The organism is Rhizobium sp. X9 (genome assembly GCF_018873185.1).
Lineage (GTDB): Bacteria > Pseudomonadota > Alphaproteobacteria > Rhizobiales > Rhizobiaceae > Agrobacterium > Agrobacterium oryzihabitans.
This window is the reverse complement of sequence record NZ_CP071311.1, coordinates 1123936-1149258: the sequence shown is the minus strand read 5'-3', so window position 1 is coordinate 1149258 and position 25323 is coordinate 1123936. Positions and strand designations below refer to the sequence as shown.

Genomic DNA, 25323 nt, shown 5'->3' with positions numbered 1-25323 from the left:
TCACTTGCCCCGGTTTGGCGAGGAGAGCGCGCGGTCGCTATCCGCACCGATGAAGTCGAGGATTTCGATGACCTGGGGGCAGTCTAGATATTCCGCGCGGTCGATCGCGGCTGCATTGGCGCGGATGGCGCCTTCGCCTTCGAATATCTGCTTGAAGACGCGCCTGACCTTGTGGATATCCGCACGATCTATACCGGCGCGTGTCATGCCGACGACGTTGAGGCCACCGAGAATGCCGGGATTGCCGTTCAACATGCCATAGGGAATGACGTCGTAATTGACTGCCGACAGCCCGCCGATGAAGGCCTGACGACCGATGCGGGTGAACTGGTGCACGGCGCAGCCACCGCCCAGAATGGCCCGGTCCTCGATGGTCACATGTCCCGCCAGCATCACATTGTTGGACAGGATGATATGGCTGCCGAGACGGCAATCATGCGCTACATGCGAATTGGCGAGGAACAGATTGTCGTCGCCGACAATCGTCTTGCCGCTGCCATCGGAGCTGCCGGCATTCATCGTCACGCCTTCGCGCATGATGCAGCGTTCACCGATCTCGAGCGTCGTTTCCGAGCCGTCGTGACGTACCGCCTGCGGCGTGCCGCCGATAACCGCCATTGGATGGATGACCGAACCACGGCCGATGACGGTCAGACCGGAGACGACGGCATGATTGTGCAGCTTGACGTCGTCGTGCAGCGTGACTTTCGCGCCGACATAGCTCAGGGCGCCGATGACGACATTTTCACCGATAACCGCGCCGTCTTCGACAACGGCGGTCGGGTGAATTCTGGCCGAAGCCGCGATCGTGCTCATTGCTGGTCCTCGGGGATCATCATCGCGCCGACATCGGCTTCCGCCACCAGCACGCCGTCCACCTTTGCCTCGCAATGGAATTTGAAGACATTGCCGCGCTGACGCTGCTTGACCACGTGGATTTCCAGACGATCGCCCGGAACGACGGGTCTGCGGAAGCGCGCATTGTCGATGGTCATGAAATAGACGAGATAACCACCCTCACCCTGGCTGCGGGCGCAGATCGCACCTGCGGTCTGGGCCATGGCTTCAACGATCAGAACACCCGGCATGATCGGGCGGTCCGGGAAATGACCGGTGAAATGCGGCTCGTTGACCGTCACATTCTTGATGCCAATCGCCGAATTATTACCATCGATCTCGATGATCTTGTCGATGAGCAGGAACGGGTAACGATGCGGCAAAAGCTTCATGACTTCCAGAATGTCAGCCGCGCCGAGCGTCGTCTTAGTTTCTTCAGTCATCTTTTTTTTCTCCTGTTTTTTTGTCACGCCCTTCAGCGCGTGCCAGAATTTCGGCCATGTCGCGCAGGAAATATTTCATCGGACGTGCAGGCGTTCCGCCGTAGCGCGCGCCTGCCGGTACGTCCGCGACCACACCGCTCATCGCCGCGATCTGCACGCCGTCGCCGATATTGATATGGCCATTGATGCCCGCCGCACCGCCGATCATCACGCCGTCGCCGATACGGGTGCTGCCCGCGATACCGACCTTGCTGACGATGCCGCAATGGCGGCCGATACGCACGTTGTGGCCGATCTGGACCTGGTTATCGATCTTCGTACCTTCGCCGATGACAGTGTCATCCATGGTGCCGCGGTCGATCGTGGTATTGGCGCCGATCTCGACATTGTCCTGAATGATGACACGGCCAATCTGGACGATCTTCAGCATGCCGCGCGGACCGGGCGCGTAACCGAAGCCATCCTGGCCGATGCGGGCGCCGTTGTGGATGATCACATTGTTGCCGATGAGAGAAGCAAGGATGCTCGCGCCGCCGGCAATGGTGCAATCGCGGCCCACCTGTACATCCGGCCCGATAATGACACCCGGGCCGATGCGCGTGCCCGCACCGATATGGGCGCCGGCGCCGATTATAGCAAGCGGCTCGACGATCACGCCCGCTTCCAGCTTCGCGGAAGGATCGACATGCGCGGCACTGGAGATTTCACCCTCCATCGGCGCAATCGTCGCGGGACGCATGGCGGCTGGATGCAGCAAGGCACCGATCTGCGCAAAGAGCGTGTGGGGGTTTTTCGATATCAGCGCCGGTATGTGGGACGGAACCATATCCTTAAGCGCGGCGTCACAAATGACGGCGCCAGCCTCGCAGGTCTGCAGCTCATCGCGATTCTTGCGGGTGAGAATATAGCAGAGCTGGTCGGACTTTGCCCGGTAGACCGGGGAAACGGATCTTATGATCCGCTCTCCTGCCGTGTCGTCAGACAGTTCCGCCCCAAAACGGTCTGCGATATCTTTCAATCGCAGTCCATCGTGGGGCGGAAAAAAGGCATTGTATTCCATTAGCCGGAAACTCCAGAACGTTCAAAGTTGCAGTTCTGGACTGCCGATATCAGAAAGTGTTGGACATGCCAAACCGGAAACGCTGTTCCTCGTCGTAGTCTTCCTTGGCGATCGGAACGGCATAGTCGACGCGGATCGGGCCGAAGGGCGACGCCCACATCACACCGATACCGGCGGATGCGCGGATGGAGTTGTCGTCCTTCACACCTGCGCTGTTTGCAACCTTGTTGCCGTACAGCGTACCGGCATCGACGAAGCCAGCCAGACGCAGGCCGAAATCTTCCGGAACGCCAGGCATCGGGGCCGTGACTTCTGCGGAAGCCGCAAAGTAGGTCGTGCCGCCGATGGAGTCGTTGCCGATGCGCGGACCGATACCGTCGTTCTTGAAGCCGCGAACCTGACGGCCGCCAAACTTGAACTGATCGAATACCAGCAGATTGTCGCCCGTCGGAACAACGTGACCCGCCTGACCGGTGAGCGAGCCGATGACATCGTACTCGTCCGACAGCGTGTAGTAGAAGCGCGCCTTGGCGTAGATCTTGTAGTATTCCGAATCGCCGCCGAGACCTGCAAATTCGTTCGTCAGGGCAGCCTGCCAGCCTTCGCGCGGCATGTTGCGGTCATCGAGCGTATTGTAGTTCAGCGTGTTCGAGATGATGGACTGTGTCCAGTCACCACCACGGATCAGAGCCTTATAGGGTTCGGCAAGATTGCTGCCGGTTTCCCAATCGCCCTCACCATCGTAGTTGAGCTGCTTGTAGGTGTATTTGAACGTCGTCGAGAGGTTCTCGGTGATCGGCGCGGTGACGCGCAGCGCGAAGCCCTGCTCATCGTAATCGTAATAGTCTTCGCTGCGGCTCTGGCTCTTGAACAGGTCGAAGCCTGCAGCCAGACGGTAGCCGAGGAAATACGGCTCGGTGAAGGACAGCGTGTAGCTGCGTGCATCATCTTCACCCGCACCGGCGGCAAGACGGATGTACTGGCCGCGACCGAGGAAGTTCTTCTCTTCGATGGATGCTTCAAGCAGCACGCCGTCGTTCTGCGAGTAACCTGCACCGATACCGAACGAACCCGTGGACTGGTCTTCAACATCGACAACGATGACGACACGGTCAGGCGCGCTGCCGCCGGCGGTCGAGATATTGACCTTGGAGAAGTAACCGAGCGCCTCAAGACGACGCTTTGCCGCCGTGATGACCGTCTGGTTGAAAGCATCGCCTTCGGAAATATCGAACTCGCGGCGAATGACGTAATCGCGCGTGCGGGTGTTGCCGCGGATTTCGATACGCTCGACATAGGCGCGCTCGCCCTGATCGACAATGTAGGTCACACCGATGGTGTTGCCGGACATGTCGCGGTCGCCGCGCGGCGTTACGCGGGCGAAAGGATAACCTTCGCCGGCAACGCGCTTGGAAATCGCTTCCATGGTCTGCTGAACTTCCTTGGCGCTGTAGCTTGCGCCCTGGCGGGTTTCAACGAGACCCTGCAATTCGGAACCATCAACGCCCGGCACGGTCGATTCGACGGCGACGTTGCCGAAATCGTAACGCTGGCCTTCATCGACGGTGATCGAGATGGTGTATTCGTTCTTGGACTCGTCCAGCACAGCCTCGGAAGACACGACCCGGAAGTCAGCATAACCGCGGTTGTAGTAGAACTGGCGCAGCGCCTCTTCGTCGGCGCGCAGCTTGTCCTCGTTATAAACGTCCTTACGCGTCAGGAACGACAGCATGTTGGACTTCTTGGTGTTGATGACGGCGGCAAGACGGCCGTCGCTGTAGGCATTGTTGCCAACGAAATCGATGCGGCCGATCTTGGTGCGCTCACCTTCGTTGATGACGAAAGCGATGTTCACGCGGCCCTGACCGACAGAAACGGTCTGGGTGGTGATTTCGACGTCGCTACGACCGATGGCACCGTAGGCTTCCTTGATGCGGGCAATATCCGCAGTCACGATAGCCTGGTTGAACGGACCGAGCGGCTGGGTCTGCACGATGCCGGCCAGCTTGTCGTCCTTGATCTTGCGGTTGCCGTTGAAGACCACCTGGTTGACCAGCTGGTTTTCGTTCACCGTCACGACCAGCGTGCTGCCGGAAACGCGCATGGAGACATTCGAGAAGTAACCGGTGGCGTAAAGACGCTTCACCGATTCATCGATGTCCGAATTGGAAAAGTTCTTACCCGGCGCAATGGTGATGTTGGAACGCACGGAGTCCGCACCGGACCTCTCGGCCCCGCGAACATCGATCCTGCTGATGACAGCTGCATTTGCAACGCCAGCAGAGGCAAGCACGCCGAGGCCCGCAACCGAAGAAACACCAGCAGACAGCGCAACCGCCGACACAGCGTTCAAAAACCTTGAACCAGCCTTCATTTCAATTCTTACCTTTTTACGTTGTCCCTCAGCGGGCGGAACCCGACTCCGGCCATGTGCGTCGTTTTACCTGCTTTTCCCCTACAAGCAAGTCAGAACGTTAAATTCTGTTTACTTCGTGATCCAGAGTGGCTCATTCGCCACTTCGGCATAAAAACAGGGTAAACAAGTCCCTAACAAAACCGTTAAAACACTATCCTCAGCCGATCAAGCTGCTGATATCATTCCATGTTGCAAAAACCATAAGACCCAAAATCATCATCATGCCAATACGGAAAGCCACCTCCTGCGCACCGGCGCCAAGCGGCCTGCCGCGGATGGCCTCGATTGCATAAAACACCAGATGCCCGCCATCCAGAACCGGGACAGGCATCAGGTTCAGAAGACCAATCGACACGGAAAGAACGGCGGCCAGCTGGATAACTGCCGAAATGCCGAGTGTCGCCATCTGGCCCGACGCCTGCGCCACACGGACGGGACCGCCGAGCTGATCGGCGTTCATGCGCCCGGTGACGAGGTTGCCGATATAGTTGAAGGTGCCGGTGATGACGTGGCCCGTTTCGCGCACGCCCTCGAGCAACGCCTGCGACGGCGAATATTCGATGTGGCGGAAATTGCCGCTGCTCTGGTCGGTGACGATACCGATAATACCCATTTCCAGCTTGTTGCCGAACTGGTCGGTGGTTTCCGTGCGAGTCGGTACCATCGGCAGCTTAAGCTCTTCGCCCGATCTTTCGACCGTCACGGCGATCGGCGTGCCCGGCCGGATGCCAACATAACGGCGGACATCCTCGAAGGTTGTCATCTTTTCACCGTCGATCGCCATCAGACGGTCGCCGGGGCGCACGCCGGCTGCGGCGGCCGCGCTGTTTTCGCGCACTTCGGCCACGACCGGATCGGCGATCATCCGGCCATAGACACCGAAGAGGACCGCGAAGATGAGGATGGCGAGAATGAAATTGGCGATGGGTCCGGCAGCAACCGTCGCCGCCCTTTTCCATAGCTTGGCGCCGGAAAGCGTCTGCGCCCTCTCCTCCAGCGACATATGCGACAGGCCGGAACTATCCGGCTTGCTCGCCGCATCTTCGTCGCCGAAGAACTTCACGTAGCCGCCGAGCGGGATCGCGGAAATCTTCCATCTTGTGCCGTGCCGGTCGGTAAAGCCGATCAGCTCAGGGCCGAAACCGATGGAAAAGGCTGTGGAACGGATGCCGCTCCAGCGTCCGACGAGGTAGTGGCCCATCTCATGGACGAAAACGAGCAGGGAAAGCACCAGGATGAAGGGCACTATATAGCCGGTCAGAAAGCCGGTCGCCGCCATTACTGTGTTCATGACAATCTGCCCTTTATTTCATGACCTTTCGCGCCGCTTAGAATCCCGGCAAGAGACCGCCACCCGAGCCGGGTACGTCGCCGGTTGCCGCTGCATGCACGAAAGCAATGAGGAATACCGTAAAGCAGGCGAAAACAAGACCGTCAACCCGGTCCATGAAGCCGCCGTGGCCGGGAATGAGATGGCTGGAATCCTTGACCTGAAACCGTCGTTTCACGAAGGATTCGAAGAGGTCGCCGATCTGGCTGAATACCGAGAGGATGAGAGCGAGCCCCAATACGAGCAGGCTTATCCTGCCGTGATAGGCGAGCGACACGGCGCCTCCCCCGATCAATGCGGCCACTGCACCACCCATCGCGCCCGACCAGGTCTTGCCCGGCGAGATCGCCGGCGCAAGCTTCGGCCCGCCAATGGCGCGCCCGACGAAATAAGCGAGAATATCCGTCGACCAGACGACCGCAAAGATAAACAGGATGGAGACAAAACCGGTCAGCTCGTCGCCGCGAATGGCCGCAAGCGATATGCCGCTCAGGCCCGCGTAAACGATGCCGCCCACCAACCACCAGTTCCTGCCGCGCAGAACGGGAAACAAGGCTGCGGTCAGCGTAAAGCCCGAGAGCAGCGGCAGATCGAGCGAAGGCTCGCCGAAAATCGTATTGCCGGCGATGACAGCGACCGCAAACCAGCCCCAGGCATTGCCGGTGGAATTGGTTTCCGACAGGCGGGTGATCTTCGACCATTCATAATAGATGAGGATCGCCAGGAGACCGGCCACGATGCGGAACAGAATGCCGCCATACCAGGTCGCCGCCAATATGACCGCCGCCATGACAATTGCGGACACGATCCGCAGTCTGAGTTCACGGCTCATCAGGCGCCTGCCACGGCAACCTGCTCGGCGATCGCGCCAAAGCGGCGGTCACGCGATGCATATTGCTCGATTGCGGAGAAAAACAGCTGGCGGTCGAAGTCGGGCCAATATTCCGGAATGAACAGGAATTCGGAATAGGCCGCCTGCCAAAGCAGGAAATTCGACAGACGTTCCTCACCGCTGGTGCGGATGATCAGATCAGGATCCGGTATTCCGGACGTATCGAGTCGCGCCGAAATCATCTCGGGCGTGATCGATGCCACGTCCAGCCGGCCTTCCGCGACGTCGCTGGCGATCGCCATCGTTGCGCGGGTAATCTCGTCGCGGCTGCCATAATTGAAGGCGATCACCAGCGTCAGCTTGGTGTTATCAGCCGTCATCTGTTCGGCTTCTTCAAGAAGGCTGCGTATATCGTTTTTCAGTCCCTGCCTGTCACCGATGATCCGGACACGGACGTTTTCGCGATGAAGTTCCGCAAGGTCGCGCCGGATGAAAGCCTTCAGAAGGCCCATCAGGTCGCTGACCTCGGATTCCGGCCTGCGCCAGTTTTCCGACGAGAAGGCGAACAGCGTGAGATAGCGGATACCGCAATCGCCCGCCGCACGCACGGTCTCGCGCACGGCCTCCACCCCGCGGCGATGCCCCATCACGCGCGGAAGACCGCGCTGTTTTGCCCAGCGTCCATTGCCATCCATGATGATGGCGACGTGCTCGGGTATGGAGGAACGTGTCGTCGTCGGCATATCGATCCAGTAACAGGCAGTGCGGAATTAAAACGAATAAAATACAGGTCTATCGCAAAGCGATATCAGACCTGCATGATTTCCTTTTCCTTCTCGCCAAGCAAGCGGTCAATTTCCGAAATCGTGTCGTCGGTCATTTTCTGGACCTTTTCAGACTGGCCACGACTTTCGTCCTGACCGATGTCACCGTCCTTTTCGGCTTTTTTCAGACCATCCATGCCGTCACGACGAACATGGCGAATCGCCACCTTGGACTTTTCGGCATAATCATGGGCTACCTTGACGAGCGATTTGCGGCGCTCCTCGTTGAGCTCGGGCAGCGGAATTCTGAGGTTCTGGCCGTCAACGATCGGGTTGAGGCCGAGATTGGATTCGCGGATTGCACGGTCGACGGCATTGACCATCGACTTGTCCCAGATGTTGACGCCGAGCATGCGCGGCTCCGGTACGGTGATGTTCGCGACCTGGTTGAGCGGTACGCGCGAGCCATAGGCCTCGATGGTTACCGGATCGAGAATGTTGGCCGAAGCACGGCCGGTGCGCAGCGATGCGATATCGCTCTTGAACGCATTGATGGCGCCATCCATGCGGCGCTTGATATCGTTGAGGTCAATACCACTCATCTTGATACTCCATCTCTGTCGGCCGTTCCGGCCGGAATTCGCCCCAAGGGGCGGCATCTTTTCTTGATTACTTGTCGTGCACGATGGTCTTGCGGCCACCGCCGGTCAATATCTGCGCGAAACCGCCCTTCTCATGGATCGAGAAAACGATGATCGGGATGTGGTTTTCTCGGGCAAGCGCAACAGCCGCGATATCCATGACCGCCAGCCCCTTGCCGAGCACTTCGCTATGGGTCAGCTCGTCGAAGCGGGTGGCTGTCGGATCCTTCTTCGGATCGGCCGAATAGATGCCGTCCACCTGGGTGCCCTTGAAGATGGCTTCGGCGCCCATTTCCGCGGCGCGCAGCGCTGCGGCGGAATCGGTGGTGAAGAAGGGGTTGCCCGTGCCGCCGGCAAAAATCACCACGCGACCCTGTGCGAGATGATGAAGAGCTGCGCGCTGCGAGAAGCTCTCACAGATTTCAGGCATGGCGATTGCGGACAGAACGACGGTGTCGATGCTGAGCTTGCGCAGCGACGTTGCGAGCGCCAGCGCGTTGATGACGGTCGCCAGCATGCCCATATGGTCGCCGGTGACGCGGTCGCCGCCCTTGGATGCCACGGCGACGCCGCGGAAAATATTGCCGCCGCCGACGACGACGCCGACTTCAACGCCCATCGCCCTTGCTTCGGCGATATCGGAGGCAATCCGGTCGGCCACCGCCACATCGATACCGAAACCCTGATCGCCCATGAGGGCTTCACCGGAAGCCTTGAGAAGAACACGTTTGTAGATCGGCTTGGAAGACATCATGACTCCTCGGAAATGTAACCGAAACGCGGATACACGAAGGGCACCGCGTTGTCACGCGATGCCCTCCCGTTTTCCCAAGATTGGGTAAATATAATCAGCCCTTGGCGACGGCGGCGACTTCTGCTGCGAAATCGCTTTCTTCCTTCTCGACGCCTTCGCCGAGCAGCAGGCGAACCATGCCCGTCACTTCGATGGCGGCGCCGGCTTCCTTTTCGGCTTCCTTGACGGCAGCGCCGACGGTCAGGTCCGGGTTGATGACGAAAGCCTGCGACAGAAGGGCAACTTCTTCGAAGAACTTGCGCATGCGGCCATCAACCATCTTTTCGATGATGGCTTCCGGCTTGCCGGATTCGCGGGCCTGTTCGATGAAGACGTTACGCTCGCGCTCGGCAACAGCCGCGTCGACTTCTTCGGCACGGATGGCGAGCGGGTTGGTCGCAGCAATGTGCATGGCAACCTGGCGGCCGATCGAGTTCAGGACAGCCTTGTCGCCAACCGACTTCAGGGCAACGAGAACACCGAGCTTGCCGATGCCGTCGCCGGCAGCGTTGTGGATGTAGGTCGCGACAACGCCGTGCTCGACTTCGAGCGCAGCCGAGCGGCGCAGCGTCATGTTTTCGCCGATGGTGGCGATGGCGTCCTTGATGCTGTCGGAGACGGACTTGCCGGTTGCCGGATAGGTGGCAGCGGAAACAGCGTCAACGGTGCCGTTGGTGGTGAGGGCAACCTGGGCGATACCGCGGATAAGGTCCTGGAACGCATCGTTACGGGCAACGAAGTCGGTTTCGGAGTTGAGTTCGACAACAACAGCCTTGTGACCCATGGTGGCGACGCCGACCAGACCTTCAGCAGCCGTACGGCCAGACTTCTTGTCGGCCTTTGCGATGCCCTTGGCGCGCAGCCAGTCGATCGCCGCTTCCATGTCGCCATTGGTCTCAGCAAGAGCCTTCTTGCAGTCCATCATGCCTGCGCCAGACTTCTCGCGCAGTTCCTTCACCATTGCGGCTGTGATTTCGGTCATTGTTTGCCTCTTATCGGTTCGATCGGTCAGCCGGCGGAATTTGCCGTGCCGAAGTTCTGGGTGATGACTGTACCCGGCCGCACACCCTTTGAAACCGGAGAGGATTTCAGGAAAGGGGCATGCGCATTCCCAAGTGCTGCGGCGTCTCCATGCATCGGAATGATGGGTGCCGCCGAAGTGTGACAGCGTTATGAAGACTGCCTTGCGTTTCAACCACGTCAGACGCCAGCGGTTTCCTAAAAACGTAGCGGAGCGCTTGAAACGAACAAGGCCGTCAACCCATTGAAGGTCTTTGACGGCCTTGTCATATCCTGGTCGAGGAGACGGCGATCAAGAAATCGCCGCCAGACAGGGCCTAGATCAGGCGCCAGCCTCGTCTTCGAGCGCGGGCTCGATCGGAGCTTCTTCAGAAGCGCCGATGTCGCGGCCGGAAGCGCCCTGCTGACGGGCAATACCGTCGATGGCAGCACGGGCAATCAGGTCGCAATAGAGCGAGATGGCGCGCGATGCGTCATCGTTACCCGGGATCGGGTAGTCGATGTGATCCGGATCGCAGTTGCTGTCGATGATCGCAACGACCGGAATGCCAAGACGCTTGGCTTCTTCGATCGCGATCTTTTCCTTGTTGGTGTCGATGATGAACATCAGGTCCGGAACGCCGCCCATATCGCGGATACCGCCGAGAGCCTTTTCAAGCTTTTCGCGCTCGCGCTCAAGGTTCAGGCGTTCCTTCTTGGAGTAGCCGGAAGCTTCCGAGTTCAGGATCTCGTCGACCTTGCGCAGGCGCTGGATCGAGTTGGAGATGGTCTTCCAGTTGGTCATCATGCCGCCGAGCCAGCGGGAGTTGACGTAATACTGGGCCGAACGCTTCGCGCTGTCGGCGATGATTTCGGACGCCTGACGCTTGGTGCCGACGAACAGAACGCGGCCGCCGCGAGCGACGGTGTCGGACACGACCTGAAGGGCGCGCGACAGCATCGGAACGGTCTGAGCCAGGTCGATGATGTGGATGTTGTTACGGTCGCCGAAGATGTACGGCTTCATCTTCGGGTTCCAGCGGTGCGTCTGGTGGCCGAAGTGAACACCAGCTTCCAGAAGCTGGCGCATAGAAAAATCGGGCAATGCCATGCCTTGTTACTCCTTTTCCGGTTTAACCCCCGCGAAGCGAACAGCACCGATTTTCATCGATACCACCGGGCGGAACGAACCGGATTTCTCCCGGAACATCCCAAGCTTCGCGTGTGGAATGGTGAGGCGCATACAGTCGCCACAGATAAAAAGCAAGCATTTATGCGAAAAAACCGCGCGAATGGCCCGCCTTTCAGCGAACCGGCTTGTTTTCGCAGGTTTCCGGCTTGAGAATATCAAGCTTCGCGAGCTTGCCGGTCAGAACGAAATCGCCGTAATCCATCGTCAGGTCGCGGGTGATTCCGTTTTCGTAAAGTTTGAATGACATGCGGTAGATCGGCAGCGCGTCCGTACCCGTCTTGTCGTTGTAGTAGGCGATCGTCACCGGCCAGAATGCGGCCTTGGCGAAATCGCCCGCCTTGCCGGCCTCGGCGTCGCCATCCTTCGGCATTTGCGACTTGCCGACAAGCGTGGAGGTGATCAGACTTTCATCGCCGTCATCCGAACCGTCGAAAATGCGGGATTCGAAGATGCGCTTTCCCTGTCTGGCATGCTCGATGACCTGGACCATATGTTCCGTCGGAAATTCGCTGGCGACGAGACTGACCTGACGGGCGTCCGGGCGGGTCAGATCGACCTTCACGCCCTCACTGCTGTCGACTGCGGCCCCCTGCACTTCCTTGTCCAGCTTGTCGTCCGTGTAGGACTTGGTCTCGAAGGTGAACTTCTTTGCTGTCAGGTCTTCGAAGGTCGTCGTCTGCTGGTCGGTCATGCGGACCGCGTCGCCGGTGTTGATCTGCGTCACGAAACGGAAGTCCGTCTTGTAGCCCTGACAGGCGGAGCCGGTGAATTCATAGACCATGCGGCCCGTCATGCCCTCGATGCCGGAGCGGTCGGACGCATCCTTGAGTTCGAGATCATAGATGGCGCGGTGCGCAACGAGATCCGGAACCGTGACGGGCAAGGCATTGGCAGCGTTCGACAGGCCGGTCATAAGCCCTGTTGCGGCAACGAAACCAAGCGTCCTGACAAACATGCAATATCTCCTGTTGGACTCACCGCTCATATTGTACAAGCAACCGCCCGGCTTTTGGATCAACATCTTCTGAATGCCGGATTCTTGAAGGATTTACAACAAAACCGGAGACGAAAATGTCGGACGTCATCGAAGGCCGCCTCAAGGAACTTGGCTTTACGCTTCCCGTAGCGGCAGCACCAGCCGCAAACTACGTTCCGTTCACCATCAGCGGCAATCTTCTTTATGTATCGGGTCAACTGCCGATGGAATCAGGCAAGATTGCGGTGACGGGTCTTGTTGGCCGCGATGTTGACGTGCCAGGCGCCCAGCGCGCCGCCGAACTTTGCGCCGTCAACATTCTCGCACAGGTCAAGGCCGCGTTGAATGGCGACCTCTCGAAAATCCGCCGCGTCATCAAGCTGAATGGCTTCGTTGCCTCCGTTCCGGAATTCGTCGAACAGCATCTCGTCATCAATGGCGCGTCTAACCTTCTCGCCAATGTTCTGGGCGATGCCGGCAAGCATGCCCGCGCTGCCGTCGGCATGGCCTGCCTGCCCTTCAATGCCGCCGTCGAGATCGACGCCATCCTGGAAATCGAAGCATGACCCTTAAACTCTCCTGGCTGACGGCCGAGCCCGTCGCCCATCGCGGTTATCACGATCTGAACAAGGCGGTCTGGGAAAACACGCTTTCCGCCTTTTCCCGCGCCATCGAGGCCGGTTTCGCCATTGAATGCGACGTGCAGCTGGCAGCCGACAGCGTGCCCGTCATTTTTCACGACGACGACATGGCCCGATTGACGGGCATCAAGGGCGACGTACGCGAACATACCTCCGGTGAATTGTCTCTCCTCTCCGTTGGCCAGACCAAGGACCGTATCCCGACGCTGAAGCAGCTTCTGACGCTTTGCGCGGGCAAGGTGCCGCTGGTGATCGAGCTGAAAGGTCGCGAGGGCGAAGGCGTCGATGACGGTTTTGCCGAAGCGGTGCTGGAGGACCTCGAGGGTTACAAGGGCCATGTGGCGCTGATGAGCTTCGACCATCATCTCCTCAAGGATCTGAAGGCGGCGGGCTCGCCCTGGCCGCTCGGGCTGACCGCCGAGGGCGACAAGCCGGAAGACTTCTTCAAACATGACGAGGCGATGCAAACCGGAATCGATTTCATCTCCTATCATTGGGGTCATCTGCCCAACAGCTTCATCGAGGCGCAGAGAAAACTTGGGCTTCCGGTAATTACCTGGACGGTCAGGGATGAAAATGCGCGCGAGACTACCTATAAATATGCGGACCAGATGACATTCGAAGGTTTCGACCCGAGAGAGAACCCCTCCGCCACGGCATGACAGAAGACTATTCCATACGCGTTGCGCAGTCCCTTGGGGATATCGATCCGGAAAGCTGGAAGCGGCTTTCCGGAACATCGCGCAATACATTAGGTAAATATTACAACCCATTTATTTCCCACGAATTTTTATCCTCCATGGAGGATTCCGGATCAGCGACTGCCAAGACCGGTTGGCTTGGACACCATCTGCTTCTCGAAAACGCGTCCGGCGCGCTGGTTGGGGCAATACCTGCCTATCTGAAGAACCACAGCAAGGGCGAATATGTCTTCGACCATGGCTGGGCGGATGCCTTTGAGCGGGCGGGTGGGCACTATTACCCGAAACTGCAATGTTCAGTGCCCTTCACACCGGCAACCGGGCAACGGCTGCTCGTTTCGGAAAACGAAGACGAGACACGCTTCAAGGCGTTACTGGCCTCCGGTCTCGCGCAGGTGACTGAAAAGATCGGCGTCTCCTCGGCACATGTCACATTTCTGGAAGAGAGCGATCTTTCCGCCCTTCTGCCGCGCGATTTCCTGCACAGGACCGACCAACAGTTTCATTTCATCAATGACGGTTATCGCGACCACGATGATTTTCTCGACGCCCTTTCATCGCGCAAGCGCAAGGGGCTGAAAAAGGAACGCCGCGCGGCGCTGGAACACGGCATCGAGATCGACTGGCTGACCGGAAGCGACCTCACCGAAGATATCTGGGACCAGTTCTTCGCCTTCTATATGGATACCGGCGGCCGCAAATGGGGCCGGCCCTATCTGACGCGGGAGTTTTATTCGCTGATCGGCGAGCGTATGGCCGATGATGTGCTGCTGGTGATGGCGAAACGCGAGGGGCGCTATATTGCCGGCGCGATCAATTTCATCGGCTCGGATGCGCTTTATGGCCGCCACTGGGGCTGCATCGAGGATCATCCGTTTTTGCATTTCGAGGTCTGCTACCATCAGGCGATCGACTTCGCGCTGGCGAAGGGTTTGAAGCGGGTGGAAGCGGGTGCGCAGGGCGAGCACAAGCTGGCGCGCGGTTATGTGCCCGTCACCACCCATTCGGCGCATTTCATCGTTCACCCGGGTCTGCGCCGCGCCATTGCCGACTATCTTCAGCGCGAGCGCGAAGAAGTTGAGCATATCGGCGACTATCTGGAAGACCACACGCCCTTCCGCAAGGGCGAGAGACAGGAACAGGAACCGGACGCATAGTCCGCGATGAGGAGATCACCGATGACGGCCAGCGCTTATGACGACAACAATATCTTCGCGAAAATCCTGCGCGGCGAAATTCCGAGCCACAAGCTTTATGAGGACGAGCATACGCTGGCCTTCATGGATGTGATGCCGCAGGCGCCGGGCCATCTGCTGGTCGTCCCGAAGATCGGTTCACGCAATCTGCTCGATGCAGACCCGGAAGTGCTGGCAAAGACCATTCCCGTGGTGCAAAAACTCGCGGTCGCGGCCAAGGAAGCCTTCGATGCGGACGGCGTCTTTGTCGCCCAGTTCAATGAACCGGCGGCCGGCCAGACCGTGTTCCACCTGCATTTCCACGTCATTCCGCGCAAGGAAGGCGAGCCGCTGAGGCCTCATTCCGGCGCGATGGCCGATGGCGAGGTGCTGAAGGCCCATGCCGAGAAGATAAAGGCGGCGCTTGCTTCGTGACGGGTACCGAGACGCCTGCGCGTTTCGCAGAACGGCGGCATCCGCACACCGTCACCCCGGACTTGATCCGGGGTCCACTGCGATCAAGTCCTTGATCGCGAAAGAATCCTTTCACGGCGCAGACGCGCGGTGGCTGGATGCCGGATCTAGTCCGGCAGGACGACAGAGGTGTTTATCATCATTCCAAAGGACGATACGCATTCTTCTCCGGCCACGGCCAGCCTTCAAGCACCGCCATATCCGGCCGGAATATCTCCACCTTCAGGGGATAGCACGGGACCGCATCGCTGGAATGGCTGGAACCGCAATCGCCGCCCGGGCAGGCTGAGAGCGCGCCGATGAGATCGATTTCCGCGAAAAGTTCCAGATAGTCGCCCGGCCGCACGGGGCTCGCCTTCATGAAATATTGATGCGTGTCGCGGGTGAAACCCGTGCACATGAAGACATTCAGCACATCATGCACATGCGGCTCCGCCTCGCCGAATGAAAGGCCCTTGGCCGAGGCCAGCGCATTGGTGAGGTTTGAATGGCAGCAATGGTGGTAATCGCCACCGCTCAGAAGCCTGTTGGTATAGGGATCGCAACGGGTGCCGATCACGTCATGCACGCCGCCACCATCCTCGTCCCAGCCATACCATGAGAGCGTATCATGGGTGATGGTCGCCATCGGCCGCAGGGACGGCAGGTTGCTCCACAGCCGGTTGCCGACGGAAACATGGGTGGCATGCAGGGCGCGGGTCTTGCCGCTGAAAAAGCGTTCCGTCAGATCGTGGGCGTTCCAGAGGTTCAGATCCCCCACCTGCGGCCCATCGATGCTGACGATGCGGAAGAAATGCCCCTTCGGCACGTTGAAGCTGCGGCCGTCACGCGGCCGCACGATGACCTCGTCGATCTTCTTCATATGTCCCTTTGCCTTCTCCAGAAACGCAAGGTCAGGTGTCTGAAGTGTGCCGTTCGGATAAACGACAACGGGGCGGACAGCGCGGCGCGCGGCGGCGTCAACGGGCTCGGCGGCAGGCATAGGGGTCATAAAATCCTCGGAGCGATGTAGATGTCGGCGCGAAATTGCGGCATGAACGCCCAACTGACAAGATGGGTTTTTCTTGCGCTCAGACCAAGTCTTACTTAGCCTTGCGGATCATGAAACTGCCACCACTCGCCACCCTTCGCGCTTTTGAAGCCGCCGCCAGAAGAACAAGCTTTTCTTTGGCCGCGGTCGAACTCGGCATGACGGCGACTGCCGTCAGCCAGCATGTGCGCAATCTGGAGGCGTGGCTGGGTGTGCCCCTTTTTGAGCGCCATGCAAGAGGCGTCAGGCTCACCCCGGCGGGCCGGGAATTCGGCATTACCGTCTCGGATAGTTTGCGGCAGATCGCCGCCGGCGCGCAGCGGATCAGCCAGGGCCGCGACCGCATGACCGTCCGCCTCGCAAGCCTGCCTTCAGTGGTGGCGCATTTTCTGACACCGCGCCTTCCCCGCTTCCGGGCACTGCATCCCGACATACAGGTTTCGATCAGCTATCCCGGCAGGGATAACGCAACGCAAGCCGATCTCAGCATCATACACGGCCCAGCCCCTGAGCAGAAAGCCGTGGCGCTCTTCAGCGCCGAGACACATCCGACATGCGCGCCTGCCTACGTCGCGACATCCGGGCCCTTCGATGACGTCTCGAGCCTGCTGCGGGCAGAATTGCTTCATGACGACAGCGAGAGGGCGTGGCGGGAGTGGCTGGCAATTGAGGGCCTATCCCTGCCAAAGCGTGCTGGCCCCATCTTTGCGGATTTCAATCTTCTGGTGACGGCGCTTAAGGATGGACAGGGTATCGGCCTTTGCCCGACCGCACTTCTTCACGACGAAATCGCCGAAGGTCAATTGACGGTGCTCTTCGATCGGGCAGCCGATTCGGACAAATATTACTGGCTGATCGAGGCGGAAGAAATGACAGCTTCGGCCCGCATCCTGTCGGACTGGCTTATTGCGGAAGCCCGCGCGGGCGAAACTCGTGGCGATTATTCCGCTGCGACGATCCGAGCAGGAGAGCTTGCCGCATCCCCTGCCCGTTCCCTTGACGAAAGCCAGTTGAGCAGGCGGGCCGAACCGGCACAGACGATGACAAAAGCGACGAGACCGCCGAAAACATCCGAAAGGTGATGTCCGCCCTGGACGAGAACGGCCAGCGGCATCAAGAGGTTGATCGGCAGGATCACCGCCATCACCACCCAGTGGCGCGGCACGAACCAGACGGACATTGCCGCCATGAAGATGTGAAATGACGGAAATCCGATCAGCCCCAGCACGTCTTTGGGTGACAAATAGACCACGCCCTCAGTTGTAAGACGGACCAACTCCTGCCCGTAGGTATTCCCGACGGCCAGAGGGATAGTCTGAGATACCCATTGCGGCACCTGCACATAGGCAGAAGGTCCGAATGTCGGGAAGAATATCCAGAAAACGATGCTTGCACATGCGCCCAGCACTCCCGTGACGAGGAAATGGTGCAGCATCCGCTCCTTGCCGGTAAAACCGAGCGTGATCACGACCACCAGAAGCTGCGGAAGCGATGTCGCATAGACCATGAACAGGATTGTTCCGACCCATGGGTGCGTCGCAGCCCACAGGACGATACCCGCCCAGCTGTAACCGAAGGCCGCATCCACGCGGAAGAGCACATGATCAATCGTCGGAAAAGCGACAGGCAGAAACATGTAGTTAAAAACGGACGCGACAAGCGTAAACAGGATGAACAGTCCGCCTGAAATGAGGGCGGCAGCGATGCGAAGATCACGTCCGCTCTTGCGATAGAATTGACCGAGGAGGAAAACGCCCGCTCCCGCCAGGCTGCATATAAAATACCCGACATAGTCTACCCTGATGCCTTTGACAGCGATCAGTGCCGCATCCACGAGGAATAATGTGGCGACCACGCCAAGTACAAAACGTTCTGCCGCAAATAGCCGCATGGAATTGGCCCCTGTTTAGTCAGCGGCACATTACGGCAACGGGCTTAATATTCGGATAAGGGGAGTATTAAAAACCAAGCGCGAATAATCCGCCGGCCAGAAGCAGGATCGGCACGGCCACGCCGACGATGACGCGCTGGCCGGCCAACAGGAATGCGATGAAACCGAGCGTCGCCGCTCCGATGCGCAGCCATAGCGGTGACGCTTCGAGCGATCCCGTCGGGAATACGATCAGCTTGGCGGTAACGGCCATGACGAGTGCGGTGGCGACCGCCCTCACCCAGTGAAGCGCCTCGGAATCCTCCTTCAGCCGGTTACCGGCGAGAACGCCGAGCCAGCGCCAGAGATCGGTCGCCAGCCAGCCGGCAATGGCGATGAAGAGATAGGGCGCCCACCAGTTTTCGGTCATCATGGCTCGCTCTCCGGTGAGACGGGTTTGATCCTGCGTCGGAAGACAAATCGATCTATCAGATAGGCCGCGGTCCCGCCGCCGATGCCGGCATAGAGAATGTCGAATTCGGGTGCGATCACCGCAAAGACCGGGCCTGCGATCACACCGATGACAAAGGCGACCTTGACGACGGAATGGCGGGCTGACGCCCAGATCGACGCCACGAAATAAACGGGCGTGAGGAAGAACAGGACGCCCGCGACCAGCGGCGGAAAGGCAGCAACGACGCCGTAACAAAGACCGACGATGACGGCGTTGACGACGGTAAGCGTGATGCCGAAACCGGCAAACCAGGCAGCGCGCGCCTCACGCGGCACTTTCGAGAGATTCTGCGTGGCGAAGACCCAGGCCGTGATCGCGACGAAATGAGAAAGAAACAGCAATATCCATGTCGGCGTCTTCGCGCCGCGCATTTCCGGAACGATGGAGGCGACCATCGGCATCATCCGCACCGATGACAGCGTCACCGCCAGAAAACAGGCGGCGAGATTGGCGCCGCCGACCATGGAGCCGATCAGGATCATCTTGGCCGGCAGGGCCCAGATCGTCAGCGTCATGAACACCGCTTCGCCGCGTGCCACGCCCGATTCCAGCGCGAAGGCGCTGAAACCGACAAAGGATGTCATGAGAATGAGCGAGGGTAACGAAAATATGCCCCGCATTCCCCTGAAAAACCAGCCACGCAGGGGGATGGCATCGCTGTCGGCAGTCTGCATTGCTGATCCACTATACATGAAAATGCCGGGCTTTCGCCCGGCATCGGTTTATCGATCGAAAGACCGCGATCATTTCTTCTTCGGCACTTTCGGCACCGTATTGGCCTTGCGGCGCGGCTTGTTCTCTTCGTCAGCCTTGTCCGCCTCGGCAACCAGAACATCTGCCTCCTCATTGGCCTTGGCAGCCTTCGAGGCGGGTTTCGCCTTGCCCTTCGAAGCCTTGCCCGGCGACTTTGCGGCCTTGAGCTCCGCCTCCGGCTTCGGCTTCACGGGCGCAGTCTCCGGCAGAACGTCGAGTATGAGACCGTCGGAGCCGTCATCCTTCTTGCCGACGGTGACGCTGACGACACCGCCCTTCTTGAGCTTGCCGAAGAGGATTTCGTTGGCGAGCGGCTTCTTGATGTTTTCCTGGATCACGCGCGATAGCGGGCGAGCACCCATCTTCTCGTCGTAACCCTTTTCCGCCAGCCAGGAAATCGCGTCCTCATGCAGATCGAAGGTGACATTCCGCTCGGAGAGCTGGGTCTCCAGCTGCATGACGAACTTCTGCACCACCTTGTGGATGACGGCGGTCGGCAGCGGCGAGAACGGAATGATCGCATCCAGACGGTTGCGGAATTCCGGGGTGAACAGGCGGTTGATCGCCTCTTCATCCTCGCCCGTGCGCCGCGAAGAACCGAAACCGATGGCCGATTTCGCCATTTCGGAAGCACCCGCATTGGTCGTCATGATGAGGATGACGTTGCGGAAGTCGATCTTCTTGCCGTTATGGTCGGTCAGCGAGCCATGGTCCATCACCTGCAACAGGATGTTGTAGATATCCGGATGGGCCTTTTCGATTTCGTCCAGCAGCACCACGGAATGCGGATGCTGGTCGACGCCGTCGGTCAGCAGACCGCCCTGATCGAAGCCGACATAACCGGGAGGTGCGCCGAGCAGGCGCGACACGGTATGACGCTCCATATATTCCGACATGTCGAAGCGCAGCATCTCGACGCCAAGCGAGGCGGCAAGCTGCTTGGCCACTTCCGTCTTGCCCACGCCCGTCGGGCCGGAGAAGACATAGGAGCCGATCGGCTTGTTGGGTTCGCGCAGGCCGGCGCGGGCCAGCTTGATGGCGGTGGCAAGCGCCTCGATGGCGATATCCTGACCGTAGACGACCGAGCGCAGCTCCTTTTCGAGGTTGGCGAGAACCATCTCGTCATCCTTGGAGACTGTCTTCGGGGGAATACGGGCCATCGTCGCGATGGTTGCCTCGATTTCCCGTTCGGTGATCAGCTTGCGGCGCTTGGAAGCCGGCAGCAGCATCTGCGCCGCACCGGTCTCGTCGATCACGTCGATGGCCTTGTCCGGCAGCTTACGGTCGGAAATGTAGCGGGCCGACAGTTCGACGGCAGCCTTGATCGCCTCGTTGGAATATCTCAGGTGATGATAATCCTCAAAGTAAGGCTTCAACCCCTTCATGATCGCGATCGCATCATCGATGGACGGCTCGTTGACGTCGATCTTCTGGAAACGGCGCACGAGTGCACGGTCCTTTTCGAAGAACTGCCGGTATTCCTTGTAAGTGGTGGAACCGATGCAGCGGATCGCGCCCGACGACAGGGCCGGCTTCAGCAGGTTCGATGCATCCATCGCGCCGCCGGAGGTGGCACCCGCACCGATGACGGTGTGGATTTCGTCGATGAACAGAACCGCGCCCGGAAACTCCTCGAGTTCCTTGACGACCTGCTTCAGACGCTCCTCGAAATCACCGCGATAGCGGGTTCCGGCAAGCAGCGTGCCCATGTCGAGCGAGAAGATCGTGTCGTTGGCGAGAGCCTCCGGCACCTTGCCTTCGACGATGCGCTTAGCGAGGCCTTCGGCGATGGCCGTCTTGCCCACGCCGGGGTCACCCACATAAAGCGGGTTGTTCTTGGAGCGACGGCAGAGGATCTGGATGGTGCGGTTGACCTCCTCGTGGCGGCCGATCAGCGGGTCGATCTTGCCGTTCCTCGCCTTGTCATTGAGGTTGACGCAATAGGCCTTCAGCGCATCCTGCTGCTTCTTGGCGGAAGATCCCTCTTCCTCGGGGTTGCTGCGGCTCGCCTTGTTTTCGCTTTCGGGCTCATCGGCACCGCGCGGCGTGCGCGTCTGCGACGTGCCCGGACGCTTGCCGATGCCATGGGAGATGTAGTTGACCGCGTCGTAACGGGTCATCTCCTGCTCCTGCAGGAAATAGGCGGCATGGCTTTCGCGCTCGGCAAAAATGGCCACAAGCACATTCGCGCCGGTCACTTCCTCGCGGCCGGACGATTGCACGTGGATCACAGCCCGCTGGATGACCCGCTGGAAGCCGGATGTGGGCTTGGAATCCTCGTCGTAACCGGTGACGAGGTTGGTCAGTTCGTTGTCGACGTAATCGCTGACGGTCTTGCGCAGCGCATCGAGATCGACATTGCAGGCGCCCATAACGGCGGCGGCATCCGCGTCGTCGATCAGCGCCAGAAGTAGATGTTCAAGCGTCGCATATTCGTGGTGACGCTCATTCGCAAAGGTCAGTGCCTGATGCAGCGCCTTCTCGAGACTTGGGGAAAAAGTTGGCACGTTGCGATCCTCATTTCTTTTCCATGACGCATTGCAGCGGATGCTGGTGCTGTCGGGCGAAATCCATGACCTGGCTTACTTTCGTCTCTGCGACCTCATATGTAAACACCCCGCATTCGCCCACGCCGTGCTGGTGCACGTGCAGCATGATACGGGTCGCCGCTTCGCGATCCTTCTGGAAAAAACGCTCCAGAATATGGATGACGAACTCCATGGGAGTGTAGTCGTCATTCAGTAAAAGAACACGGTACAAATTCGGTCTTTTCGTTTTTGGCTTGACGCGGGTAATAACGGACGTTCCGCGGTTGGTGCCGCCGTCTTCCCCGTCGCCCTCGCCCTGCATGTAGATCGGCCTAGCGATCATCTTTCATCATTCTCCAAACCGTTCTCAAACCGACAGTTCTTTGCCAGGAGGGAGAACTTCGCCTCTTCATATCTAGGTCGTTAAGATGCGATTTTAAGCCCCTTGCGAAACGGTGCAATCACTATTGCGTTTGCGAAGAGGCAAACCGCTGGAAAAGTGCGATGTAGCGGCAGGTATGGGTAGCGCGGATGCGAAACAGGCCTATCGGCGCGTTTTTCAGACCCGACGAAAAGGCGTGCGGCAACCGGCAGCGACGACGAGCCCATGCCGCATCGCCCTGCAGGCTGCCGTCATTCCTTTTCGTCGAGCATTTCGCGAACGGCGATCGCCAGCTGCTTCAGAGAGAAGGGCTTCGGCAGGAAGCCGAACTTGGCGTCCGCCGGCAGGTTCTTTGCAAAGGCGTCCTCGGCATAACCCGAAACGAAGATGAATTTCAGGTCGGGATAGGATTTGCGCAGCTCCCTCAGGAGCGAGGGACCGTCCATTTCCGGCATCACCACATCGGATACGACGATGTCGACCTTGCCTTCCAGCTCTTCCATCACCTCCAGCGCCTCGGTGCCGGATCCCGCCTCGTGCACGGTGTAGCCACGAGTCTCAAGCATGCGCTTGCCGCCGCGCCGCACCGCCTCCTCGTCTTCCACCAGAAGGACGACGGCGGAATTGCCGGTCAGATCGAGCGGCTCTTCCTTCACAGGCTCAGGGGCTGCCACTGGCGTGAGCGCCGCCTGACCGGTTTGCTGGCCGGCAACGACTTCCACCACATGGCGCGGCAGGTAGATGCGGAATGCGGTGCCTTTGCCCACTTCCGATTCGGGGTAGATATAGCCACCCGACTGCTTGACGATGCCATAGACCATCGACAGACCCAGACCGGTGCCCTTGCCGACTTCCTTCGTCGTGAAGAAGGGCTCGAAGATCTTGTCCATGATCTCAGGCGGAATGCCGGTGCCGTTATCGGCGACTTCGATCATGACCATGTCTTCCGCCGGGAATTCGGGTCGGCCAAGCGCGGCGATTTCCTTCGCCTCGACGTTTCGCGTCCGGACGGTGATCTTGCCGCCTTCGGGCATGGCGTCGCGCGCATTGACGCAAAGATTGATGAGCACCTGCTCGAATTGCGACAGGTCGGTCTTCACCGGCCAGAGATCGCGGCCGTAATCCACTTCCAGCTTGACGTTGGTGCCGGAGATCAGCCGGTCTACCAGCATCCGCAGATCACCGATCACATCGGTCAGATTGAGGATTGCCGGACGCATGGTCTGCTTGCGCGAGAAAGCGAGAAGCTGTCGCACCAGCACCGCGGCGCGGTTGGCGTTGCGCTTGATCTCCATGAGGTCGGCAAAGCTTGGATCGGCCGGCCGCGCCTGCAGAAGCAGATGGTCGGACGAGAGCAGGATGGCGGTCAGCACGTTGTTGAAGTCGTGGGCGATACCGCCCGCCAGCGTGCCGACGGCATTCATCTTCTGCGTCTGCGCCATCTGGGTTTCGAGCGCCTTCTGCTCGGTCACCTCTATGGCATAAACGATCGCCACTTCTTCCGGCGCCTCGTCATCCTGATCGATGACGGCGTTGACGTAGAAACGGAAATGCCGGCCCTCGTCGCTCGGATGGCGGGAATCGAACGGGGCGATGTCGCCCTGACGGTCCTTGGCTTCGGCCAGCGCCTGCTCCAGACGCGGCTTCTCATTGTCGTGAATGATGGTTTCGAGTGCTATCCCGCGATCAATATCGTCACGTCCGACGACGCCGGAGAACAGCTTGAGGAAGGGCGCGTTGATGCGCAGAATGCGACCTTCGCCGTCGAGCGAGGCAATCGCCATCGGCGTGTTGTTGAAGAAACGCGTGAAGCGCATGGCCGAGGAAGATTCGGTATCCTCCTGCCCCTTCGGACGCATCAGGACGATGGTCCGGCTCTCGCCCGGCGCACCGTCCTTGGCGGTAACCTGATGCACGAGGCGGGCCGGCATGCTCTGGCCGTTGACCCTGCGCATGTCGAGATCAAGGATTTCCGTGCGCTTTGCCGAGCCCTGAGGATGGACCGATTCGATCAGCGCCATGCCTTCACCGGCGACAATATCCGACACCGTCATCGAGCCGGGAGAAAACTGCGCGAGATCGATGCCGAGCCATTCGGACAGGGTGGCGTTCAGATAAACGATTTCGCCCTTGCGGCCTGCAGAGAAGAAACCGGCTGGCGCATGGTCGAGATAATCGATGGCGTTCTGCAATTCGCGGAAAAATCGCTCCTGATCTTCCCGCTCGGGGGTGATATCGGCGATCTGGAAAACATGCAGGCCCTCGCCGCTCGCATCCTTCAGCACGCGGCCTTTGAGCCGGTACCAGTGCGGTCCCGCACCTGCGACATCTCCAAGCGGTTTCAGCAGCCGGAATTCCTCGTAACCGTCGCGGCCTTCACGCAGAACATTGATGAGGCGATAAAGCGCTTCGGTGGATTCCCGGCTGCGTGACAGGAGCGTCTCGAGGCTCTGGATATCGCTCGCCTTGGTGGTGCCGCTCATGCGGCAATAGGTGGCGTTGGCATAGACCATATGCCCCTTGGCATCGGTAATCAGCGTGCCTTCCGGGTGGGCCGACAGGAAACGGCGGGCAAGCCCGTCCGATTGCGACTGCGGCATGACCTCGATGAAACCGATGATCGACGAGACCAGAAAGAAGATGCCCATCATCGCCAGCACGCCGAGAATGCCGAGCACGATTTCGTTTTCGAGCGAATCCTTGAAATAGACGAAAGCGGCCGCCGCTGCGATCAGCACCAGCGCCAGAAGCAGGATGCGCAAAACCGTGCCGGAACGGGCACGCCTGTCCACCAGCGGAAGGTCGTTGTCGCTTGTCTCGCGCACCCGTGTCATCTTGGCCTCGCAGTCCTGCAGGTCGTCATTCGGTCAGCCACGTTTCCCAGACGGAATCGGGCAGCAGAATTTCTTGTAGCAACTCGCTTGGCCATCAAAAAGCTCCGCTGGGACACAAAGGCTTAAAAACGCACAGAG

At 59.3% G+C, this 25323-nt stretch carries 23 protein-coding genes and 1 pseudogene; 5 read left to right on the top strand and 19 right to left on the bottom strand.

Annotated features, from left to right (window positions below; all coding sequences use genetic code 11):
* The 12 genes from lpxA to JZY08_RS05530 all read right to left on the bottom strand — a co-directional run bounded on the left by lpxA (position 1) and on the right by JZY08_RS05530 (position 12220).
* Entirely contained in the window at positions 1-816 is an 816-nt protein-coding gene (lpxA, locus tag JZY08_RS05585) for an acyl-ACP--UDP-N-acetylglucosamine O-acyltransferase (RefSeq protein WP_003496208.1), read from the bottom strand.
* Positions 813-1280, bottom strand: coding sequence for a 3-hydroxyacyl-ACP dehydratase FabZ (gene fabZ, locus JZY08_RS05580; protein ID WP_080600365.1), 468 nt, complete (start codon positions 1278-1280; stop codon positions 813-815). The genes lpxA and fabZ overlap by 4 nt, the downstream gene beginning before the upstream one ends.
* Complete coding sequence (gene lpxD / locus JZY08_RS05575; protein WP_082184192.1) at positions 1273-2340, bottom strand: UDP-3-O-(3-hydroxymyristoyl)glucosamine N-acyltransferase; 1068 nt, start codon at positions 2338-2340, stop codon at positions 1273-1275. Before lpxD ends, fabZ begins: the two co-directional genes overlap by 8 nt.
* A 49-nt stretch (positions 2341-2389) precedes the next feature.
* Positions 2390-4714, bottom strand: coding sequence for an outer membrane protein assembly factor BamA (gene bamA, locus JZY08_RS05570; RefSeq protein ID WP_035242544.1), 2325 nt, complete (start codon positions 4712-4714; stop codon positions 2390-2392).
* A 199-nt stretch (positions 4715-4913) separates the two neighbouring features.
* On the bottom strand, positions 4914-6035 hold the full coding sequence (rseP, locus tag JZY08_RS05565; protein WP_216331509.1) for an RIP metalloprotease RseP: 1122 nt from the start codon (positions 6033-6035) through the stop codon (positions 4914-4916).
* 49 nt (positions 6036-6084) lie between these two features.
* On the bottom strand, positions 6085-6918 hold the full coding sequence (locus JZY08_RS05560; protein ID WP_216331266.1) for a phosphatidate cytidylyltransferase: 834 nt from the start codon (positions 6916-6918) through the stop codon (positions 6085-6087).
* Positions 6918-7661, bottom strand: a complete 744-nt coding sequence (locus tag JZY08_RS05555) for an isoprenyl transferase (RefSeq protein ID WP_082184190.1) — start codon at positions 7659-7661, stop codon at positions 6918-6920. Before JZY08_RS05555 ends, JZY08_RS05560 begins: the two co-directional genes overlap by 1 nt.
* A gap of 65 nt (positions 7662-7726) precedes the next feature.
* The gene (gene frr, locus JZY08_RS05550; protein WP_003496224.1) at positions 7727-8284 is read right to left on the bottom strand and encodes a ribosome recycling factor; all 558 of its coding nucleotides are present in this window, start codon (positions 8282-8284) and stop codon (positions 7727-7729) included.
* Positions 8285-8351: 67 nt separating this feature from the next.
* Positions 8352-9074 carry a UMP kinase gene (gene pyrH, locus JZY08_RS05545; RefSeq protein ID WP_003502561.1) on the bottom strand — a complete coding sequence of 241 codons (723 nt, stop codon included), beginning with the start codon at positions 9072-9074 and terminating at the stop codon, positions 8352-8354.
* Positions 9075-9171: 97 nt separating this feature from the next.
* Complete coding sequence (gene tsf / locus JZY08_RS05540; protein ID WP_216331265.1) at positions 9172-10098, bottom strand: translation elongation factor Ts; 927 nt, start codon at positions 10096-10098, stop codon at positions 9172-9174.
* Positions 10099-10458: 360 nt separating this feature from the next.
* Positions 10459-11226 (bottom strand): 30S ribosomal protein S2, encoded by a 768-nt coding sequence (gene rpsB, locus JZY08_RS05535; RefSeq protein WP_003496241.1) that lies wholly within the window; start codon positions 11224-11226, stop codon positions 10459-10461.
* A 193-nt stretch (positions 11227-11419) separates the two neighbouring features.
* A complete protein-coding gene (locus JZY08_RS05530; RefSeq protein WP_246231275.1) occupies positions 11420-12220 on the bottom strand; it encodes a cell envelope integrity EipB family protein in 801 nt (266 codons plus the stop codon).
* 158 nt (positions 12221-12378) lie between these two features.
* Here JZY08_RS05530 and JZY08_RS05525 point away from each other — a divergent pair, with 158 nt between their 5' ends.
* Genes JZY08_RS05525 through JZY08_RS05510 form a run of 4 tightly spaced genes read left to right on the top strand, consistent with a single transcriptional unit; the run spans position 12379 to position 15235 of the window.
* Complete coding sequence (locus JZY08_RS05525; RefSeq protein WP_003496246.1) at positions 12379-12849, top strand: RidA family protein; 471 nt, start codon at positions 12379-12381, stop codon at positions 12847-12849.
* Positions 12846-13586 carry a glycerophosphodiester phosphodiesterase gene (locus tag JZY08_RS05520; protein ID WP_003496248.1) on the top strand — a complete coding sequence of 247 codons (741 nt, stop codon included), beginning with the start codon at positions 12846-12848 and terminating at the stop codon, positions 13584-13586. The genes JZY08_RS05525 and JZY08_RS05520 overlap by 4 nt, the downstream gene beginning before the upstream one ends.
* Positions 13583-14782, top strand: coding sequence for a GNAT family N-acetyltransferase (locus tag JZY08_RS05515; RefSeq protein WP_216331264.1), 1200 nt, complete (start codon positions 13583-13585; stop codon positions 14780-14782). Before JZY08_RS05520 ends, JZY08_RS05515 begins: the two co-directional genes overlap by 4 nt.
* A 21-nt stretch (positions 14783-14803) precedes the next feature.
* Positions 14804-15235: an HIT family protein gene (locus JZY08_RS05510; protein ID WP_216331263.1), complete on the top strand. Its 432-nt coding sequence runs from the start codon at positions 14804-14806 to the stop codon at positions 15233-15235.
* 178 nt (positions 15236-15413) lie between these two features.
* Here the strand turns inward: JZY08_RS05510 and JZY08_RS05505 are convergent, their stop codons facing one another.
* A complete protein-coding gene (locus JZY08_RS05505; protein ID WP_216331261.1) occupies positions 15414-16265 on the bottom strand; it encodes a DUF1989 domain-containing protein in 852 nt (283 codons plus the stop codon).
* Positions 16266-16375: 110 nt separating this feature from the next.
* Between JZY08_RS05505 and JZY08_RS05500 the strand changes: the two are divergent.
* Positions 16376-17257 (top strand): annotated as a pseudogene (locus JZY08_RS05500) (LysR family transcriptional regulator); the annotation flags it as partial.
* Here the strand turns inward: JZY08_RS05500 and JZY08_RS05495 are convergent.
* The 6 genes from JZY08_RS05495 to cckA form a co-directional block, all read right to left on the bottom strand.
* Positions 17245-18195 (bottom strand): phosphatase PAP2 family protein, encoded by a 951-nt coding sequence (locus JZY08_RS05495; RefSeq protein WP_216331260.1) that lies wholly within the window; start codon positions 18193-18195, stop codon positions 17245-17247. The pseudogene JZY08_RS05500 and the gene JZY08_RS05495 sit on opposite strands and share 13 nt — an antisense overlap.
* 67 nt (positions 18196-18262) lie before the next feature.
* Positions 18263-18607 (bottom strand): AzlD domain-containing protein, encoded by a 345-nt coding sequence (locus tag JZY08_RS05490; protein WP_003496258.1) that lies wholly within the window; start codon positions 18605-18607, stop codon positions 18263-18265.
* Entirely contained in the window at positions 18604-19362 is a 759-nt protein-coding gene (locus JZY08_RS05485) for an AzlC family ABC transporter permease (RefSeq protein ID WP_003496261.1), read from the bottom strand. The genes JZY08_RS05490 and JZY08_RS05485 overlap by 4 nt, the downstream gene beginning before the upstream one ends.
* 69 nt (positions 19363-19431) lie before the next feature.
* Positions 19432-21948: an ATP-dependent Clp protease ATP-binding subunit ClpA gene (gene clpA / locus JZY08_RS05480; protein ID WP_216331259.1), complete on the bottom strand. Its 2517-nt coding sequence runs from the start codon at positions 21946-21948 to the stop codon at positions 19432-19434.
* Between the two features lie 10 nt (positions 21949-21958).
* Positions 21959-22312: an ATP-dependent Clp protease adapter ClpS gene (gene clpS, locus JZY08_RS05475; protein WP_046800247.1), complete on the bottom strand. Its 354-nt coding sequence runs from the start codon at positions 22310-22312 to the stop codon at positions 21959-21961.
* Between the two features lie 290 nt (positions 22313-22602).
* The gene (cckA, locus tag JZY08_RS05470) at positions 22603-25185 is read right to left on the bottom strand and encodes a cell cycle histidine kinase CckA (RefSeq protein WP_003496270.1); all 2583 of its coding nucleotides are present in this window, start codon (positions 25183-25185) and stop codon (positions 22603-22605) included.
* Positions 25186-25323: the final 138 nt, after the last annotated feature.

Bases quoted from the DNA above. Each gene is read 5' to 3' on its own strand.
- lpxA (WP_003496208.1), bottom strand. From the start codon at position 816: ATGAGCACGATCGCGGCTTCGGCCAGAATTCACCCGACCGCCGTTGTC.
- fabZ (WP_080600365.1), bottom strand. From the start codon at position 1,280: ATGACTGAAGAAACTAAGACGACGCTCGGCGCGGCTGACATTCTGGAA.
- lpxD (WP_082184192.1), bottom strand. From the start codon at position 2,340: ATGGAATACAATGCCTTTTTTCCGCCCCACGATGGACTGCGATTGAAA.
- bamA (WP_035242544.1), bottom strand. From the start codon at position 4,714: ATGAAGGCTGGTTCAAGGTTTTTGAACGCTGTGTCGGCGGTTGCGCTG.
- rseP (WP_216331509.1), bottom strand. From the start codon at position 6,035: ATGGCGGCGACCGGCTTTCTGACCGGCTATATAGTGCCCTTCATCCTG.
- JZY08_RS05560 (WP_216331266.1), bottom strand. From the start codon at position 6,918: ATGAGCCGTGAACTCAGACTGCGGATCGTGTCCGCAATTGTCATGGCG.
- JZY08_RS05555 (WP_082184190.1), bottom strand. From the start codon at position 7,661: ATGCCGACGACGACACGTTCCTCCATACCCGAGCACGTCGCCATCATC.
- frr (WP_003496224.1), bottom strand. From the start codon at position 8,284: ATGAGTGGTATTGACCTCAACGATATCAAGCGCCGCATGGATGGCGCC.
- pyrH (WP_003502561.1), bottom strand. From the start codon at position 9,074: ATGTCTTCCAAGCCGATCTACAAACGTGTTCTTCTCAAGGCTTCCGGT.
- tsf (WP_216331265.1), bottom strand. From the start codon at position 10,098: ATGACCGAAATCACAGCCGCAATGGTGAAGGAACTGCGCGAGAAGTCT.
- rpsB (WP_003496241.1), bottom strand. From the start codon at position 11,226: ATGGCATTGCCCGATTTTTCTATGCGCCAGCTTCTGGAAGCTGGTGTT.
- JZY08_RS05530 (WP_246231275.1), bottom strand. From the start codon at position 12,220: ATGACCGGCCTGTCGAACGCTGCCAATGCCTTGCCCGTCACGGTTCCG.
- JZY08_RS05525 (WP_003496246.1), top strand. From the start codon at position 12,379: ATGTCGGACGTCATCGAAGGCCGCCTCAAGGAACTTGGCTTTACGCTT.
- JZY08_RS05520 (WP_003496248.1), top strand. From the start codon at position 12,846: ATGACCCTTAAACTCTCCTGGCTGACGGCCGAGCCCGTCGCCCATCGC.
- JZY08_RS05515 (WP_216331264.1), top strand. From the start codon at position 13,583: ATGACAGAAGACTATTCCATACGCGTTGCGCAGTCCCTTGGGGATATC.
- JZY08_RS05510 (WP_216331263.1), top strand. From the start codon at position 14,804: ATGACGGCCAGCGCTTATGACGACAACAATATCTTCGCGAAAATCCTG.
- JZY08_RS05505 (WP_216331261.1), bottom strand. From the start codon at position 16,265: ATGACCCCTATGCCTGCCGCCGAGCCCGTTGACGCCGCCGCGCGCCGC.
- JZY08_RS05495 (WP_216331260.1), bottom strand. From the start codon at position 18,195: ATGCGGCTATTTGCGGCAGAACGTTTTGTACTTGGCGTGGTCGCCACA.
- JZY08_RS05490 (WP_003496258.1), bottom strand. From the start codon at position 18,607: ATGATGACCGAAAACTGGTGGGCGCCCTATCTCTTCATCGCCATTGCC.
- JZY08_RS05485 (WP_003496261.1), bottom strand. From the start codon at position 19,362: ATGCAGACTGCCGACAGCGATGCCATCCCCCTGCGTGGCTGGTTTTTC.
- clpS (WP_046800247.1), bottom strand. From the start codon at position 22,312: ATGATCGCTAGGCCGATCTACATGCAGGGCGAGGGCGACGGGGAAGAC.
- cckA (WP_003496270.1), bottom strand. From the start codon at position 25,185: ATGACACGGGTGCGCGAGACAAGCGACAACGACCTTCCGCTGGTGGAC.